Source organism: Stenotrophomonas muris (assembly GCF_052751275.1).
Map to the genome: position 1 here is coordinate 3223025 of NZ_CP199879.1, position 14715 is coordinate 3237739.

Genomic DNA, 14715 nt, shown 5'->3' on the forward strand with positions numbered 1-14715 from the left:
CCGGTCATGTCGCCAGTCAGCGCTGCTGCGGATGCTTCTGCGAGCGCTGTTCCTGCTGCTTGCCACCCTTGTGCGGCTGCTGCGGTTCCATCTGTTGCTGTTGCTGCTGATGCTGCGGGTTGCGGCCCTGCGGTTCCTTGCCGGGATGACGGTTCTGCTGGTTTTTCATGATCGCGATCCAGTGGACAAAGGACATGCGGCGGCGGGATGCCGGCGCAGGGCCACGGTGGTCCCGGCACGGTTAATCGCAGGCGAAAAAGCAGTGATCGGCAGGATGTTGTTTTCGTGCGTTCAGGCCGTGCAGTGTGTGGAAGCTGCCACCCTTGCCTGGCATCCGAGGTCAGCGCTTGATCTGCTGCCCATCGCCGGCCGGCACGCTGTCGTAATAGCGGCCGGTACGCGAATCGAACACCCGGTTCGGGCCAGCCGGGCGCACGCCAGGCACGATGCGGCCATTGCGGTCATAGACCTTGTCGGCCGGCCTCGGCGCCGGGGTGGGCGCAATCCGGGCAGGACCCGTGGACCTGATCGGCTGCGCCGGCTGCGGCGACGGCAGCACCTGCGGCTGCGGGCGTGCGGCCTGCGGCGGCGGTACCACCGGCGCCGGAGCCACGGTGGTCGCGCTGCGGGTGACCGTCGGGTCGGCAGCAGGCACCTGGGCCAGCGCCAACGTGGGCAACAGGGCCATCAGCAGCAGGGGAAGGGTCGGTTTCATGGCACGCTCCGGCGTGGATCGCATTTACCTTGCGCCTGCGCCTGTGTGCCGCCCATGAACGGCCGTCACACTTGCAAGCGCGCGCCGGCACCCCCACGTTTTCCGGCATCCCCAGGCCATCGACCCCACGGAGAGCCGGCATGACTGCCTTCGACCTGACGCCCCCCACTGCCACCCAGACCGAGGCGCTGATCGCCGGCCTCAGCAGCGAAGAGCGCCGCGTGCTGCTGCAGCACGGTACCGAAGCGCCGTTCTGCGGCGTGTTCCTGGACAACAAGCGCGAGGGCGTCTACTGCTGCCGGCTGTGCGCGCTGCCGCTGTTCCGCTCCAGCACCAAGTTCGATTCCGGCACCGGCTGGCCCAGCTTCTTCGCCCCGTTCGACCCGGCGCACGTGCGCGAGATCCGCGATACCAGCCATGGCATGGTGCGCACCGAGATCACCTGCGCGCGCTGCGGCAGCCACCTCGGCCACGTGTTCCCGGATGGTCCGCCGCCCACCTACGAGCGCCACTGCCTGAACTCCGTCTCACTTTCGTTCACCGGCAATGGCGAGCCCTGGCCCGACCCGTTGCAGCGTGGCGGCGCGGAAAGCGGTGTGGCGGGCTGAAACACCCCGCTGACCGATTTCACAGAATTCCCTCTTCAGAAAACCGGGTGACGGGCCGACAAGGAGATATCCCCTCTCCTTGCGTCGCCCCATGCTCATCATCGTTGGATTCCTGGTCGTCATCATCAGCGTGATCGGGGGCTACCTCGGTGCCCACGGCCGCCTGGGTGCCCTCTGGCAGCCCTACGAGCTGGTCATCATCGGCGGTGCCGCACTAGGTGCGTTCCTGGTCGGCACCCCGGCCAAGACGGTCAAGCAGACCCTGCAGGCCATGGTCGGCGTGTTCAAGGGCCCGCGCTACAAGCAGCAGGACTACATCGATGTCCTCAGCCTGCTCTATGAACTGCTCAACAAGGCCCGCCGCGAAGGCTTCATGGCCCTGGAAGACCATGTCGAGCGGCCGGCCGAGAGCGCCCTGTTCGCCAACTACCCCAAGGTGCAGGCCGACCACCACCTGATCGACTTCATCACCGACTGCCTGCGCCTGATGATCGGCAGCAACATCGAGCCGCACGAGCTGGAGCCGCTGCTGGAGCTGGAACTGGAAAAGCACCACGCCGAGGCCATGGCGCCGTCGCAGGTGCTGACCAAGGTCGCCGACGGACTGCCCGGTTTCGGCATCGTCGCGGCGGTGCTCGGCATCGTCATCACCATGGGCTCGATCGGCGGTGACATCGTCGAGGTCGGTGGCCACGTGGCCGGCGCGCTGGTCGGTACCTTCCTCGGCATCCTGCTGGGCTACGGCTTCGTCGGCCCGATGGCGGCAGCAATGGAGGCACGCGCCGAGCAGGACAGCCGCATCTATGAATCGGTCAAGACCGCCCTGCTGGCCTGCCTGCGCGGCTACAACCCGAAGATCGCGCTGGAATTCGCCCGCAAGACGCTGCCGTCGAACGTGCGCCCGGCCTTCTCCGATTTCGAGCAGCACCTGAAGACGGTCAAGTAAACCATGGCCGAGACCAAGCCCACTGTCATCGTCCGCCGGGTCAAGAAGGCCGGCCACGCCGCCCATCATGGCGGTTCGTGGAAGGTGGCCTATGCTGACTTCGTGACCGCGATGATGGCGTTCTTCCTGGTGCTGTGGCTGATGGCCACCACCAACAAGAACGACCGTGCGGCCATTTCCGAGTACTTCCGCAACCCCAGCCCGCTGAGCGGGCAGAACGCCACGCCGGCGCCCGGCATGGCCGGCCCGGGCGGCGCCAGCACCTCGATGATCAAGCTGGGTGGTGCCACCGACATCTCGCGCGGCAGCAGCAACGATCCCTTCCAGAACCAGAAGGAAGCGGTGCCGCAGCCGGTGGACCAGCAGCAGCGCGACAAGCAGCAGCTGGAAGCGTTGATGAAGGAACTGCAGGAAGCGATCAGCAGGAGCCAGGCACTGGAGCCGTTCAAGGACCAGCTGCTGCTGGACCTGACCCCGGAAGGCCTGCGCATCCAGATCGTGGACAAGCAGAACCGGCCGATGTTCGACCTCGGCAGCGCTACGCTGAAGCCGTATACGCAGCAGATCCTGCACGAGCTGGCCAACTACCTGAACCACGTGCCGAACCGGATCAGCCTGACCGGCCACACCGACATCACCGCCTATTCGGCCGAGCGCGGCTACGGCAACTGGGAGCTGAGCGCCGATCGTGCCAACGCCGCACGGCGTGCGCTGGTGGACGGTGGCCTGGAGGACAGCAAGATCACCCGCGTGGTCGGCCTGTCTTCGTCGGTGCTGTTCGACAAGGCCGACCCGCAGAACCCGATCAACCGCCGCATCAGCATCGTGGTGATGACCCAGGCCGCCGAAGCGGCCGCCCTGGCCGGTGCCGGCCCGCAGGTGGGACTGTCGGCGCCGACCGCCGACCCGGACGTGCAGGCCGCGCAAGGTGAGGCCGCGCCCGTGGCACATTGAACCGGGGTCAGATCCCTTTCCCATGGAAAGGGATCTGACCCCGCCTGTGTGCGGCCGGTACAATGGCGGTCTTTCCGTTTCCAGGTGACCCCACCCCATGTCCCAGAACTCCAAGGCCAAGCGCGACAAGCGCAAGAAGCAGCAGGCCAAGCGCCCGTTCCTCCGCCTGAATGCCCAGCAGCAGGTGCAGAACCATGCCGTGCTGACCAACGAAGACGGCCAGGTGGTAGCGGCCATCGGCCTGCAGGGCCGTGAGTGGCTGCTGGCCATCGGCGGCCAGACCATGGGCAACGCCGAAAACCCGGTGCCGATGCTGGCCATGCTCAAGCACCTGTCCAACGTGCAGGAAAAGGAAGGCCGCAAGGTCAACCTGGAGTACTCGGAACTGCTGCAGAAGCTGCTGGACACCCTGGCTGCCGAATCCGAGCAGACCGCTGACGAATACCTGGACAAGCTGGTTGCCGAATTCGAAGGCGTCGACGCCGCTGAGGGCGAAGAAGGCGAAGCCGTCGAAGGCGACGCGGCCGAAGAAGCCGCTGCCGAGGCCGCCCCGGCCGCTGACAGCGACAGCAAGCCGCAGGCCTGAACCGGCCGCGGCGGTGACGGTCTACGTCGATGACGCGGTGCATCCCTGGCGCGGACAGCGCTGGGCGCACCTGATGGCCGACACCCTGGCCGAGCTGCACGCGATGGCGGCGCAGCTCGGCATTCCCCCGCGGGCCTTCCAGAACAAGGCCAGCGGTGCTCACTACGACGTCACTGCCGAGCTGCGCGCACAGGCAATAGCGCTCGGTGCGCGGGCGATTTCCCGGCACACCGACCGCGAGCTGGTCAAAGCGGTGATTGCCAACGCCAGGGCGCAGTACCGGCCGTAGGCCGCGCCCAGCAGATCGTCCCCGCCGGGTCGTGCCCGGCGGATCGGCCCATCGCTCAGAACGGGTCGCTGCCCAGCCGGATTTCCACGTTCAGCAGCGAGCACAGCGCCAGCATCGCGTCGTCGTCGCGGGTCAGCGCCATCACGCCGGTGAAGCCGTCGCTGCCGGCATCCACGCTCCACAGCGTGTAGTTGTGCTCGCGCAGGCGGTCGAAGGCGGTGGACATCAGCTGCACGCCGTCCAGGCCCTCGGCGAAGTCCTCGTCGTCCAGGTCGCCGCCCCAGTCGAGTTGCAGGTTGAAGCGCGCCGACAGCTCGTTCACCGCCGACTGCAGCGATTCCAGGTCATCGCGCTCCACATCGAAACCGGACTGCCAGGCGATGGCCGTGAACAGGGCCGGCAGCCAGTCGCTGTCCGCTTCCAGCGGCTGCCCGTCCTCGGACAGGTGCTCGCGCCAGCGGTTGAACTGCTGCAGGGCCAGCTCTTCGTCGCCCGGGTTGATCAGCACCAGCAGGTTCCAGACCCGCGCCTCGAAGCCCTCCTCGTCGAAGTCGTGGATGTCTTCCTCGAAGTCGAAATAGTCGCTGTTGTCGGGCATGGCGGAACGTCCTCTGGGGCAGGCCCGCATTCTACGGTTTATCCTGTGCCGCTGAAGCCGGCCTTGGTGGCCGTCACTGTGAATGAAGCGATGAGCGATACCCCTCCCGACCACCTGGCGATCAACCCGGCCAGCCCCTTCCATGATGCACAGGCGCTGGAGCGCGGCGTTGGCGTGCGTTTCAACGACGTCGAGCGCGACAACGTCGAGGAATACTCGGTCAGCGAAGGCTGGATCCGCGTGCAGGCCGGCAAGGCCCGCGACCGCCGCGGCAATCCGATGACCATCAAGGTCAAGGGCAAGGTCGAGGTGTATTTCCTGGACCAGAAGCCGGAATAACCCGCTGTTCCGACCTGGGGTCAGGTCCCTTTCCTGCGGAAAGGGACCTGACCCCGCTCGACGGCGCACGACCGCCGCGTCATTCGCGCTTGCGCGATTCCAGCAGGTCCAGGTTGCGGATCAGGCGCCGCGAGATCTCATCGGAGATCACCCCGCGCCGGGTCAACCGGAACAGTTCCTCGCGCTCGGCATTGAGGCCCGCGCTGCGCAGCTGGCGGTAGCCCAGCTCCATGCGCCGCACCTTCTCCGGGTCCACGTCGGGGCCGTCGTTGTCTTTCTCCAGGTGCCGCTGGTACAGCAGGCTCACCCGCGAGGCAGCATCGTTGTACAGCTGCACGTTCTCGGTGTTCTGGTTCATCACCAGCTGCTGGCGCATGCGTTCGACCCCGGCCAGCGCGGCCTTGGAGGACAGCTTGCGTGCCAGGTCCTCTTCCTTGCGCTCGCCCGAATCGGCTGGCAGCTGCAGGCCCTTCAGCAGCTGCGGCAGCGCCACGCTGGCGCCGATCAGCGAGAACAGGATCACCGCCGCGGCCAGAAAGATCACCAGGTCGCGCGCCGGGAACGCACTGCCATCGGGCAGGAACAGCGGCAGGGTCAACACACCGGCCAGGGTGATCGCGCCGCGCACACCAGCCACCGAGGTCGCCACCACGATGCGCCAGTTCGGCGCCTCGCCCCGCTCCAGGCCACGGCGGCGCGCGCGCAGCAGGTTCCAGCGCAGCGACAGCCATACCCACAGCAGGCGCAGCAGGATCAGCGCCAGGTTGATCACCACCACGTATACCAGCAGCCACCATGCACTCTGGTGGCCGGACTCGTTCATGGTGGTGGTGGCGCGCTCGACGATGCCCGGCAGCTGCTCGCCCAGCAACACGAACATGATGCCGTTGAAGCTGAACTGCAGCATGTTCCAGACGCCCGCGCGCTGCACGCGCATGCTGCCGGAGACACGGCCGGTCAGCTCGACGTAGCTCATCGCGATACCGGCGGCGACCGCAGCGAGGATGCCCGAGGCATGGATTTCTTCGGCGAGCAGGTAGGCCGCGAACGGAATCAGCAGGTTGACCAGCATCGCCGCACCCGGCTCTTCGCCGAAGCGGCGCCACAACCAGCGCTGGAAGGTGGACACGCCGAGGGTGACCGCCACGCCCACGGCAAGGCCGGCCACCGCCACCCACAGGAAGGTCAGCGAGGCCGTGGCCAGCGAGAAGGAGCCGGTCATCACCGCGGCCACCGCGAAACGGAAGCAGACCAGGCCGGACGCATCGTTGAGCAGCGACTCGCCTTCCAGGATGTGCATCAGGCGCTTCGGGATCGGTGCCTTGGAGGCGATCGCCCCGACCGCCACCGGGTCGGTCGGCGAGACGATGGCCGCCAGCGCGAAGCACACTGCCAGCGGCATCACCGGAATCATCCAGTGGATCAGCAGGCCGGCGCCGATCACAGTGAACACCACCAGGCCGAACGCCAGTTCGAGGATCGCGCCCTTGTCGCGGAACAGGCCCTGCTTGGGAATGCGCCAGCCATCCAGGAACAGCAGCGGCGGCAGGAACAGCAGGAAGAACACTTCCGGCTCCAGCGCATGGCCGCGGTTGAACACGCCGGCGATCACCGCGCCCAGGCCGATCTGCACCAGCGGCAACGGCAGCGAGAACGGGAGGACGCGAACCAGGTAGCCGCTGGCGACAACGGCCACCAGCATCGCCAGGACGACTTCAATGGTATGCATGCTTCTTCCAGGAAGCGGCGCGTGGGGAGGCACGAGGGCCAGCGCCGGAAACCCGGAAAAAACTACCACATGCGGCCCTGACCGCGACGGCCGGGGCCGCCGCGCGTCAGCCCCGGCTCATGCCCCGTCGAACCGGTATAGATCCATGGCCAGGAAGCCGGCATCGATGCCGGCGTCGATGCGGCGTGCGCCGAAACCGCCCTCGCCGGCCGCTCCCATCGCGAAGAACAGCGGCAGCAGGTGCTCGTCGGTCGGGTGCGCACGCTCGGCGAACGGGGCCTGCCGGCGGTAATCGAACAGCGCCTGGCGGTCATCAGCGGCCAGCCGCTGCTCCACCCACTCGATGAAGGGCCGCACGTATGGCGCTTCCTTGCCGTCCTGGTAGTCGCCCCAGTCGTGCAGGTTGTGGGTGATGCTGCCCGAGCCGACCAGCAGCACGCCTTGTTCGCGCAGTGGTGCCAGCGCGCGGCCCAGCGCAAACTGGTGCTCGGGGCCGAGCAGCGGCTGGATCGACACCGGCACGACCGGGATGTCGGCCTGCGGGCGCAACAGCCGCAGCGGTACCCACGCGCCGTGGTCGAGCCCACGCTGCGGGTCGATGGCCACTGGCAGGCCTGCGGCGGCGATGCGGCCGGCCACTTCTTCGGCCAGTGCCGGATCACCCGGCGCCGGGTATTGCAGTTCGAACAGCGCGCGCGGGAAGCCACCAAAGTCGTGGATCGTCGGCGGCTGCGGATGTGCGCCGACCAGCGGCTGCCGGCCCAGCCAGTGCGCCGAGGCCATCACGATGGCGCGCGGCGGCGGCAGGTCGCGCGCCAGCTCGGCCAGGCGCACACCGACCTGGCCCGGATGCAGGGCGGTCATCGGCGAACCATGGGAGATGTACAGCGAAGGCAGGCGGGACATGGAATTCTCCAGTTGCAGGATCAGGCGGCGATCAGCGCGAACGCAGGGTCCACTTGCCATCGCCGACCAGGAACAGCACCACCAGCGCCAGCGCCCAGAACGCCGGGTATTCCCAGCCGCCGCCGGCATTGGCGAAACCGAAGCCGTTGGCGCCGTGCACGGTGACGATGGTGCCCAGCAGCAGCGGCACGCCGACCAGGCCCACCCAGCGCGCATAGATGCCCAGCAGGAGCGCGACAGTGATCACCAGCTCGACGCCGAGGGTGAGGTAGCCGAGCACGCCGGGCAGGCCCAGCGACTCGAAGAATGCTGCCGTGCCGGCCGGGGTGAATACCAGCAGCTTGGTCAGCGCATGGACCAGGAACAGCACGCCCAGTGCCAGGCGCAGCAGGGTGGCGCCATACGGGGCCAGCGGCGAAACAGGAGCGGTCGTGGCGTGCATCGGAAAGCACCTGGAAGGGAGTGGGCTCAGGTTATTGCGCCTTCACAGGCCGATAAATACGATCGATTGACCGTATTTATTTCAGAAGGCGCAACAATGGACACCCTTGAGGCGATGCGCGTGTTCGTGGCGGTGGTCGAGCGCAACGGCTTCAGCACCGCCGCCCAGGCCCTGGACATGTCCACCGCCGGCGTTACCCGCCAGGTCGCCGCACTGGAAAAGCGCCTGTCCACCCGCCTGCTCCATCGCACCACGCGGCGGGTCAGCCCCACCAGCACCGGCGCCGCCTACTACGCCCAATGCGTGCGCCTGCTGGCCGAGTTCGACGCGCTGGAGGCCAGCATCGGCGCGCAGGCGCTGGAGCCCTCCGGCACGCTGCGCATCAATGCACCGGTCAGTTGGGGCATCGCCCGCCTCGGCCCACTGCTGGCCAGCTACCGCGAACGCTTTCCGCAGGTGGAACTGGACCTGGCCCTGTCCGACCGCCTGGTGGACATGGTCGAGGAAGGCTACGACGTGGCCATCCGCATCACCCGCGAGCCGGGCCCCACCCTGATCGCCCGCCGCCTGGGCGAATCGCGGGTGAGCCTGTGCGCCGCGCCGGCCTACCTGGCCGCACGCGGCGCCCCTCAGACCCCGCAGGACCTGCAGGCGCACGCGTGCCTGGGCTACAGCTACTGGGCCGCCGGTGACCACTGGCCGCTGCAGGGGCCGGGCGGCGAAGTGAAAGTAGCGGTGAACAGCCTGCTGCACGCCAACAACGGCGACGTGCTGCGTGAAGCGGCGATCGCCGGCATGGGCGTCATCCTGCAGCCCGACTTCCTGCTGGAAGACGCGCTGGCCGATGGCCGCCTGGTGCGCGTACTGCCGGAATGGGAGGCCTCGCCGATCGGCATCTTCGCGGTCTATACCAGCCGCAGCCACCTGGCACCGAAGGTGCGCAGTTTCATCGACCATCTGGTGGACGCCGGGGTGTAGCCGAGTCTGGCGCTTGCCGGTAGTGCCGGCCGCCGGCCGGCACATACGAACCCCCGTCATGCTTCGGTCGGGTAGTGCCGGCCGCTGGCCGGCACATACGAAGCCCCGTCGTGCTTCGGTCGGGTGTGCCGGCCGCTGGCCGGCACATACGAAACCCGATCAGGCGGGGACCTCATCCAGCGCGTCGATGATCTGTTCCAGCGGCGCCGGCCGCCCCAACAGGTAGCCCTGCACCTGGTCACAGCCATGCGCAGCCAGCCAGTCCAGCTGCCCCGGCGTCTCCACGCCTTCAGCGATGATGGTCAGGCCCATGCTGTGGCCCAGCGACAGCAGCGCGCGGCAGATCGAGGCATTGCGTGGATTGGTTTCCACGTCGGCGACGAAGCTGCGGTCGATCTTCAGGATGTCCAGCGGCAGGTGCTGCAGGTAGGACATGCTGGAATAGCCGGTGCCGAAATCATCCAGCGACACGCGGATGCCCTGCTCGTGCAGGCGCTGCATGGTCTGCATCGCCTGTGCCGGCTTGCGCATCAGGCTGCTCTCGGTCAGCTCCACGTGCAGCGCGCCACGGGCCAGGCCGAAATCCTGCTGGGCACGGGTGAATTCGGCCACCAGGTCGCTGTTGAAGAACTGAACCGCCGACACGTTGACCGCGATCGGCAACTCACCCCACCCGGCCTCGACCAGACGGCGCTGCGCCTTCGCCGCCGCGCGGATCACCCAGCGGCCCAGTGCCAGGATCAACCCGGTGTCCTCGCACAGCTGGATGAACTCGTTGGGCGGGATGAAGCTGCCATCGGCCTGCGGCCAGCGCAGCAGTGCCTCCAGCGCTGCCGGGCTGCCATCGCCGGCATGCCGGATCGGCTGGAAATACAGCTGGAATTCGTTGTCGATGGCGGCATGGATGCGCCCGGCCAGGCGCAGGCGGTCGGCCAGGCGCGTGGTCACGGCCGCGTCGAACCAGACCACCACGTTGCCCTCGGCGCGCGCCGCATGCGCGGCCTGCGCGGCCATGCCGATCACCTGCTCGGCCGTGTGCCCGTCACCAGCGATGTGCACGGCCACGCCGATGCGCGGCTCGAACTGGTGCAGCGAGTCCTTGCCGCGCATCGGCGCCGACACGATCTGCAGCAGGTCGTCCAGCACGCGCTGGGTATCGTGCTCGGCACCGATGGCGAAGACGAAATCCTCGGCCGGCTGGAACGCCAGCGTGCCACAGCGTGCGCCCAGGCCCCCGAGCCGGGTCGCCATCGACTGCAGCACCGCATCGCCGATCTCGCGGCCCAGCGTATCGGCCACCAGCTGCAGCCCGCGCAGCTGCACGAAGGCGATGGTGTAGCCCTCCTCCTGCTCGTCCAGCTGTTCGGTCAGGGCGCGCACATTGAGCAGGCCGGTGGCCGGGTTGTGCCGTGCCTGATAGGCCAGGTCGCGCTCGTAGGCCAGCCGCTCGCTGACATCCTCGGCCAGCACCAGGCACGCGGGCTGCCCGTCGAAGTCGAGCTTGGACAGGTGTGCGCGCACCTCGAACACACTGCCGTCCTTGCGCCGGTGCAGGCGGACGGTCGCGTCGGGGGGATCGCCCACCTGCGCCCGCTGGATGGCACCACGCACTTCGTCCCAGCCTTCGCGCGGGCGGATGTCGAGGATGCTCATCGCCAGGAACTCGTCGCGGCTGTAGCCGTACTGGCGCACTGCAGCGTCGTTGACCTCGATGAAGCGCAGCGTATCCGGGTCGAACACCCAGAACGGTGCCGGATTGCGGTCGAACAGCAGGCGGAAGCGGCGTTCCACTTCGCTCATCTGCTCGCGCGCCTGATAGCGTTCGCTCAGGTCGGTCAGCGCACCGATCATGCGCCGCTCGCTGTCGGCCACTTCCACCCGCTGCCCGCGCGCGCCGACCCAGCGCACCTCGCCCCCGGGAAGCACCAGGCGGAACACCTGGTCGAGCACAGCGCTGCCGGCGAAGGCCTGGTCAAAGGCCTGCTGCAGGCGCGCGGCATCATCGCGATGCACGCGCGCGAAGAAGTCCGCGACCGGCAAGGCGTCGGTCTGTACCCCAAAGATCTCGCGGGCCAGCGGCGACCAGCGCAGCAGCGCGGCGTCCTCATCCACGTACCAGGTGCAGACACGCCCGACCTGGTGCGCCAGGCGCAGCTCGGCGTGGCCCGTCTTCAGTTCCTCGGCCATCGCCTGCTGGCTGCGGGTGCTGCGGCGCACGGCGTACAGCAGTACCAGCAACACCGCGATGTAGGCCAGTACGATCGCCACCGACGCCTTCAGGTACGGCCACCACGGTGCGAGTACATCTTCGTCGGCCAGGCCGACCTGCACCGCCAGCGGGCTGCGTTCGAGCGTGCTGATGGTGAGGATGCGCGGCACGCCGTCGACGACGCCGGGCATGCTGCCCAGCTCGACCACTGCCTGCGTGCCGAGCAGGTCCCGGCGCGGCAGGTCGTAGCGGCGGCCCACCGTGCCATGCGGATCGGGTACGCGGGCCAGCATGTAGCCTTGGGCATCGCTGATCGAGACCAATCCGTTGGGACCGACATCCAGGCCGCCGACGATGCGCTGCAGTTCGCCACAGCGCAGCCGTGCCAGCAGCCAGCGCCCATCGGCCATCGGCAGCGCCAGCGGGACCACCCAGCCCCCGTCGCTGGCACGCTGCGGCGGGCCGATGTACAGCGCGCTGCCCGAGCCGCGCCGTTGCGGATCGGTCCACAACGGCAACTGCAGGTCGCCCTTGCCGGCCGTCAATGCGCGGCCATAGCTGTCGAGCACCACGATGCTGTGCAGTTCGGCGTGCCGGCGCAGCACGCCGCCGATGGAGGCATCCAGCAAGGCCGGCGCCTGTGCCGGCACGCTGCGGAACAGTTCCGCGGCGTCGGCGGCGATGCCGGTCATGGCCCGCTCCAGGTTGCGCAGCTCCAGCGCCAGCAGGCGCTCGCTGCCCACCGCCAGCGCGCGGCTCTGCCGCTGCGCCGCTTCCAGGCGGCGGTGGTGGTCGTTGACCAGCATGAGGGCCAGACCGGTCACCAGCAGTACGCCCAGCAGCACACCGCCCCAGGTGATGGCGCGCAGCGGCCGGGCCAACGCCCGTTTCAGCGCGGGCATCGGTTGATGTTCCTTGTGCAGTCGGCTGGCTTCATGCGCGAACGAATCCTCCACGTCCCCGACCTCAACGGCCGGCGGACGCCATTCTTGACGCCTGACCCCATCCTGCATGGCCACCTCCCCGTGTCCGCGCAGGGCTCGAGGGTCCAGCATGCACCACCCCGGTGACGGCGTGAAGATCGCATCCGCACGTTCAGCCAGATCCTGCACAGGGCGGGCCCCGCAGGGGGGCGGCCAGTGGCGCCGGAGCGGATTAGACTTGGGGTTTTCCGCTGCAAGAGAAGTCCATGTCCAAGCTGCGCCGTCCCACCCTGGCGCTGGCCATTGTTGCCAGCCTGTCCCTGGCCGCCTGTGACCGCCCGGCCGACCCGGCCGTCGGTGCCACCGCGCCGGCCGATGCCGCCCCCGCTGCGGCCAAGCCGATGCTGGGCAGTTTCGGCTTCGATGCCAGCGGCATGGACCGCAGCATCGCCGCCGGCGACGACTTCTTCGGCTTCGCCAACGGCACCTGGGTGAAGAACACCGAGATTCCGGCCGACCGCTCGCGCTTCGGCAGCTTCAATGTCATTGCCGAGAAGACCCTGGCCGACACCCGCGCCATCCTGGAAGGGGCCGCCGGCAACACCCAGGCCAGCGGCGACGACAAGCTGATCGGCGACTACTACGCCGCCTACATGGACGAAGCCGGCATCGAGCAGCACGGTCTGGCGCCGGTGCAGCCGCAGCTGAAGGCCATCGATGCGATCGCCGACAAGGCCGGGCTGGCCCGCGCACTCGGCGGCGACCTGCGCGCCGACGTCGACCTGCTCAACGCCACCAACTTCTACACCGACCGCCTGTTCGGCCTGTGGGTGTCGGTGGACATGCTGCAGCCGGATCGCACCGCGCCGTACCTGGTGCAGGGCGGCCTGGGCATGCCCGACCGCGATTTCTACCTGGGCGATGGCCGCATGGCCGAACTGCGCAAGCAGTACCAGGCCTACATCGCACAGATGCTGCAGCTGGCCGGCGTCGCCGACCCGGCCGGCAAGGCGCAGCGCATCCTCGCGCTGGAAACGAAGATCGCGCAGGCGCATGCCACCCAGGAAGAAACCAACGACGTGACCAAGGGCGCCAACCCCTGGACCCAGGCCGACTTCAACGCCAAGGCGCCGGGCCTGGACTGGAACGCCTTCCTCGATGCGGCCGCGCTGGGCAACCAGCAGGACTTCATCGTGTGGCAGCCCAAGGCCGTGGCCGGCCTGTCCAGGCTGGTCGCCACCGAGCCGCTGGACGCCTGGAAGGACTACCTGGCGTTCCACGCGCTGGACCGTGCCGCCGCCTACCTGCCGAAGAAGTTCGCCGATGCCCGCTTCGCCTTCCATGGCACCGCGCTGAGCGGCACGCCGCAGCAGAGCGACCGCTGGAAGCGCGCGGTGGACGATGCCAACCATGCCGTCGGCGAAGCGATCGGCAAGCGCTACGTCGAAAAGCACTTCGACGCCAGGACCAAGGAGCGCGCGGACGAAATGGCGAAGAACATCATCGCCGCTTTCGCCAAGCGCATCGACGCGCTGTCGTGGATGTCGCCGCAGACCAAGGCGCATGCCAAGGCCAAGGTCACGGGCCTGACCGTGGGCATGGGCTATCCGGAGAAGTGGCGCGACTACACCGGCCTGGAGATCCGCCGTGATGACCCGCTGGGCAATGCACAGCGCGCCGAGCTGTTCGAGTACCAGCGCAACATCGCCAAGCTGGGCAAGCCGGTCGACCACAGCGAGTGGGCGATGCTGCCGCAGACCATCAATGCGATGAACGTGCCGCTGGAGAACCGCCTGGTGTTCCCGGCCGCGATCCTGCAGCCGCCGTTCTTCGACGGCGCTGCCGACGACGCGGTGAACTACGGTGCGATCGGTGCGGTGATCGGCCACGAGATCAGCCACGGCTTCGACAACGCCGGCGCGCTGTTCGATGAGACCGGCAAGCTGCACAACTGGTGGACCGCCGAGGACCTGAAGCAGTTCAACGCCGCCGGTGATGCGCTGGCCGCGCAGTTCAGCAGCTACGAGCCGTTCCCCGGCGTGCACGTGAACGGCAAGCTGACCCTGGGCGAGAACATCGCCGACGTGGCTGGCCTGGGTACCGCCTACGATGCCTACCAGCTGTCGCTGCAGGGCAAGCCGGGCCAGACCCTGGAAGGCTTCAGCCCGGACCAGCGCTTCTTCCTCGGCTTCGCCCAGGCGTGGCGCAGCAAGAGCCGCGAGCAGGCGCTGCGCAATTCGCTGCTGACCGATGTGCATGCCCCGGGCCAGTTCCGCGCATTGACCGTGCGCAACATCGACGCCTGGTACCCGGCGTTCGAAGTGAAGGAAGGCCAGAAGCTGTACCTGGCCCCGGACAAGCGGGTCAAGGTGTGGTGATGTAACCGGAACGGGCGCCGCAAGGCGCCCGTTTCATTTCAGGGTAGCGGCCAACCTTCGTCGGCACATACTCCGCTCTGGTGGGTGCCGACCTTGGTCGGCACGGGGTAGGAAT

General features: G+C 68.1%; 15 protein-coding genes. 8 read left to right on the forward strand and 7 right to left on the reverse strand.

What is annotated here, in order from left to right; genetic code table 11:
• Window positions 1–16: 16 nt before the first annotated feature.
• A complete protein-coding gene (locus ACUVWL_RS15025) occupies window positions 17–196 on the reverse strand; it encodes a hypothetical protein (RefSeq protein ID WP_014645802.1) in 180 nt (59 codons plus the stop codon).
• A 144-nt stretch (window positions 197–340) separates the two neighbouring features.
• On the reverse strand, window positions 341–715 hold the full coding sequence (locus tag ACUVWL_RS15030) for a hypothetical protein (protein WP_014645801.1): 375 nt from the start codon (window positions 713–715) through the stop codon (window positions 341–343).
• A gap of 140 nt (window positions 716–855) precedes the next feature.
• On the opposite strand from ACUVWL_RS15030, the gene msrB reads away from it, so the two are divergent.
• The 5 genes from msrB (at window position 856) to ACUVWL_RS15055 (ending at window position 4098) form a co-directional block, all read left to right on the forward strand.
• Window positions 856–1323: a peptide-methionine (R)-S-oxide reductase MsrB gene (gene msrB / locus ACUVWL_RS15035; protein ID WP_005415117.1), complete on the forward strand. Its 468-nt coding sequence runs from the start codon at window positions 856–858 to the stop codon at window positions 1321–1323.
• Window positions 1324–1414: 91 nt separating this feature from the next.
• Window positions 1415–2269, forward strand: a complete 855-nt coding sequence (gene motA / locus ACUVWL_RS15040) for a flagellar motor stator protein MotA (protein WP_014645799.1) — start codon at window positions 1415–1417, stop codon at window positions 2267–2269.
• Window positions 2270–2272: 3 nt separating this feature from the next.
• Window positions 2273–3223: a flagellar motor protein MotB gene (gene motB, locus ACUVWL_RS15045; protein WP_046428632.1), complete on the forward strand. Its 951-nt coding sequence runs from the start codon at window positions 2273–2275 to the stop codon at window positions 3221–3223.
• Window positions 3224–3320: 97 nt separating this feature from the next.
• The gene (locus ACUVWL_RS15050) at window positions 3321–3809 is read left to right on the forward strand and encodes a hypothetical protein (protein WP_046428629.1); all 489 of its coding nucleotides are present in this window, start codon (window positions 3321–3323) and stop codon (window positions 3807–3809) included.
• Window positions 3810–3822: 13 nt separating this feature from the next.
• Window positions 3823–4098: a DUF4031 domain-containing protein gene (locus ACUVWL_RS15055; protein WP_046428626.1), complete on the forward strand. Its 276-nt coding sequence runs from the start codon at window positions 3823–3825 to the stop codon at window positions 4096–4098.
• Window positions 4099–4153: 55 nt separating this feature from the next.
• On the opposite strand, the gene ACUVWL_RS15060 is transcribed toward ACUVWL_RS15055, so the two are convergent.
• Window positions 4154–4696, reverse strand: a complete 543-nt coding sequence (locus ACUVWL_RS15060) for a DUF6630 family protein (protein WP_032959249.1) — start codon at window positions 4694–4696, stop codon at window positions 4154–4156.
• A gap of 90 nt (window positions 4697–4786) precedes the next feature.
• Here ACUVWL_RS15060 and ACUVWL_RS15065 point away from each other — a divergent pair, with 90 nt between their 5' ends.
• A complete protein-coding gene (locus tag ACUVWL_RS15065; RefSeq protein ID WP_005415112.1) occupies window positions 4787–5035 on the forward strand; it encodes a DUF3297 family protein in 249 nt (82 codons plus the stop codon).
• Between the two features lie 79 nt (window positions 5036–5114).
• On the opposite strand, the gene ACUVWL_RS15070 is transcribed toward ACUVWL_RS15065, so the two are convergent.
• The 3 genes from ACUVWL_RS15070 to ACUVWL_RS15080 form a co-directional block, all read right to left on the reverse strand.
• Window positions 5115–6764 carry a Na+/H+ antiporter gene (locus tag ACUVWL_RS15070; RefSeq protein WP_014645794.1) on the reverse strand — a complete coding sequence of 550 codons (1650 nt, stop codon included), beginning with the start codon at window positions 6762–6764 and terminating at the stop codon, window positions 5115–5117.
• A gap of 117 nt (window positions 6765–6881) precedes the next feature.
• The gene (locus ACUVWL_RS15075; protein ID WP_032959251.1) at window positions 6882–7670 is read right to left on the reverse strand and encodes a dioxygenase family protein; all 789 of its coding nucleotides are present in this window, start codon (window positions 7668–7670) and stop codon (window positions 6882–6884) included.
• A gap of 31 nt (window positions 7671–7701) precedes the next feature.
• Complete coding sequence (locus ACUVWL_RS15080; protein ID WP_046428617.1) at window positions 7702–8112, reverse strand: DoxX family protein; 411 nt, start codon at window positions 8110–8112, stop codon at window positions 7702–7704.
• A 96-nt stretch (window positions 8113–8208) separates the two neighbouring features.
• Here ACUVWL_RS15080 and ACUVWL_RS15085 point away from each other — a divergent pair, with 96 nt between their 5' ends.
• A complete protein-coding gene (locus ACUVWL_RS15085) occupies window positions 8209–9090 on the forward strand; it encodes a LysR family transcriptional regulator (protein WP_445978506.1) in 882 nt (293 codons plus the stop codon).
• A 159-nt stretch (window positions 9091–9249) separates the two neighbouring features.
• Here ACUVWL_RS15085 and ACUVWL_RS15090 read toward each other — a convergent pair whose 3' ends face one another.
• Window positions 9250–12312 (reverse strand): bifunctional diguanylate cyclase/phosphodiesterase, encoded by a 3063-nt coding sequence (locus ACUVWL_RS15090; RefSeq protein WP_032959255.1) that lies wholly within the window; start codon window positions 12310–12312, stop codon window positions 9250–9252.
• Window positions 12313–12488: 176 nt separating this feature from the next.
• On the opposite strand from ACUVWL_RS15090, the gene ACUVWL_RS15095 reads away from it, so the two are divergent.
• Window positions 12489–14600, forward strand: a complete 2112-nt coding sequence (locus tag ACUVWL_RS15095; protein WP_032959257.1) for a M13 family metallopeptidase — start codon at window positions 12489–12491, stop codon at window positions 14598–14600.
• Window positions 14601–14715: the final 115 nt, after the last annotated feature.

Excerpts from the sequence above, each read along its gene's own strand:
- ACUVWL_RS15085 (WP_445978506.1), top strand. The coding sequence starts at position 8,209 with ATGGACACCCTTGAGGCGATGCGCGTGTTCGTGGCGGTGGTCGAGCGC.
- ACUVWL_RS15095 (WP_032959257.1), top strand. The coding sequence starts at position 12,489 with ATGTCCAAGCTGCGCCGTCCCACCCTGGCGCTGGCCATTGTTGCCAGC.
- ACUVWL_RS15050 (WP_046428629.1), top strand. The coding sequence starts at position 3,321 with ATGTCCCAGAACTCCAAGGCCAAGCGCGACAAGCGCAAGAAGCAGCAG.
- ACUVWL_RS15080 (WP_046428617.1), bottom strand. The coding sequence starts at position 8,112 with ATGCACGCCACGACCGCTCCTGTTTCGCCGCTGGCCCCGTATGGCGCC.
- motA (WP_014645799.1), top strand. The coding sequence starts at position 1,415 with ATGCTCATCATCGTTGGATTCCTGGTCGTCATCATCAGCGTGATCGGG.
- ACUVWL_RS15060 (WP_032959249.1), bottom strand. The coding sequence starts at position 4,696 with ATGCCCGACAACAGCGACTATTTCGACTTCGAGGAAGACATCCACGAC.
- ACUVWL_RS15090 (WP_032959255.1), bottom strand. The coding sequence starts at position 12,312 with ATGCAGGATGGGGTCAGGCGTCAAGAATGGCGTCCGCCGGCCGTTGAG.
- ACUVWL_RS15065 (WP_005415112.1), top strand. The coding sequence starts at position 4,787 with ATGAGCGATACCCCTCCCGACCACCTGGCGATCAACCCGGCCAGCCCC.
- ACUVWL_RS15070 (WP_014645794.1), bottom strand. The coding sequence starts at position 6,764 with ATGCATACCATTGAAGTCGTCCTGGCGATGCTGGTGGCCGTTGTCGCC.
- motB (WP_046428632.1), top strand. The coding sequence starts at position 2,273 with ATGGCCGAGACCAAGCCCACTGTCATCGTCCGCCGGGTCAAGAAGGCC.
- msrB (WP_005415117.1), top strand. The coding sequence starts at position 856 with ATGACTGCCTTCGACCTGACGCCCCCCACTGCCACCCAGACCGAGGCG.
- ACUVWL_RS15030 (WP_014645801.1), bottom strand. The coding sequence starts at position 715 with ATGAAACCGACCCTTCCCCTGCTGCTGATGGCCCTGTTGCCCACGTTG.
- ACUVWL_RS15075 (WP_032959251.1), bottom strand. The coding sequence starts at position 7,670 with ATGTCCCGCCTGCCTTCGCTGTACATCTCCCATGGTTCGCCGATGACC.
- ACUVWL_RS15025 (WP_014645802.1), bottom strand. The coding sequence starts at position 196 with ATGTCCTTTGTCCACTGGATCGCGATCATGAAAAACCAGCAGAACCGT.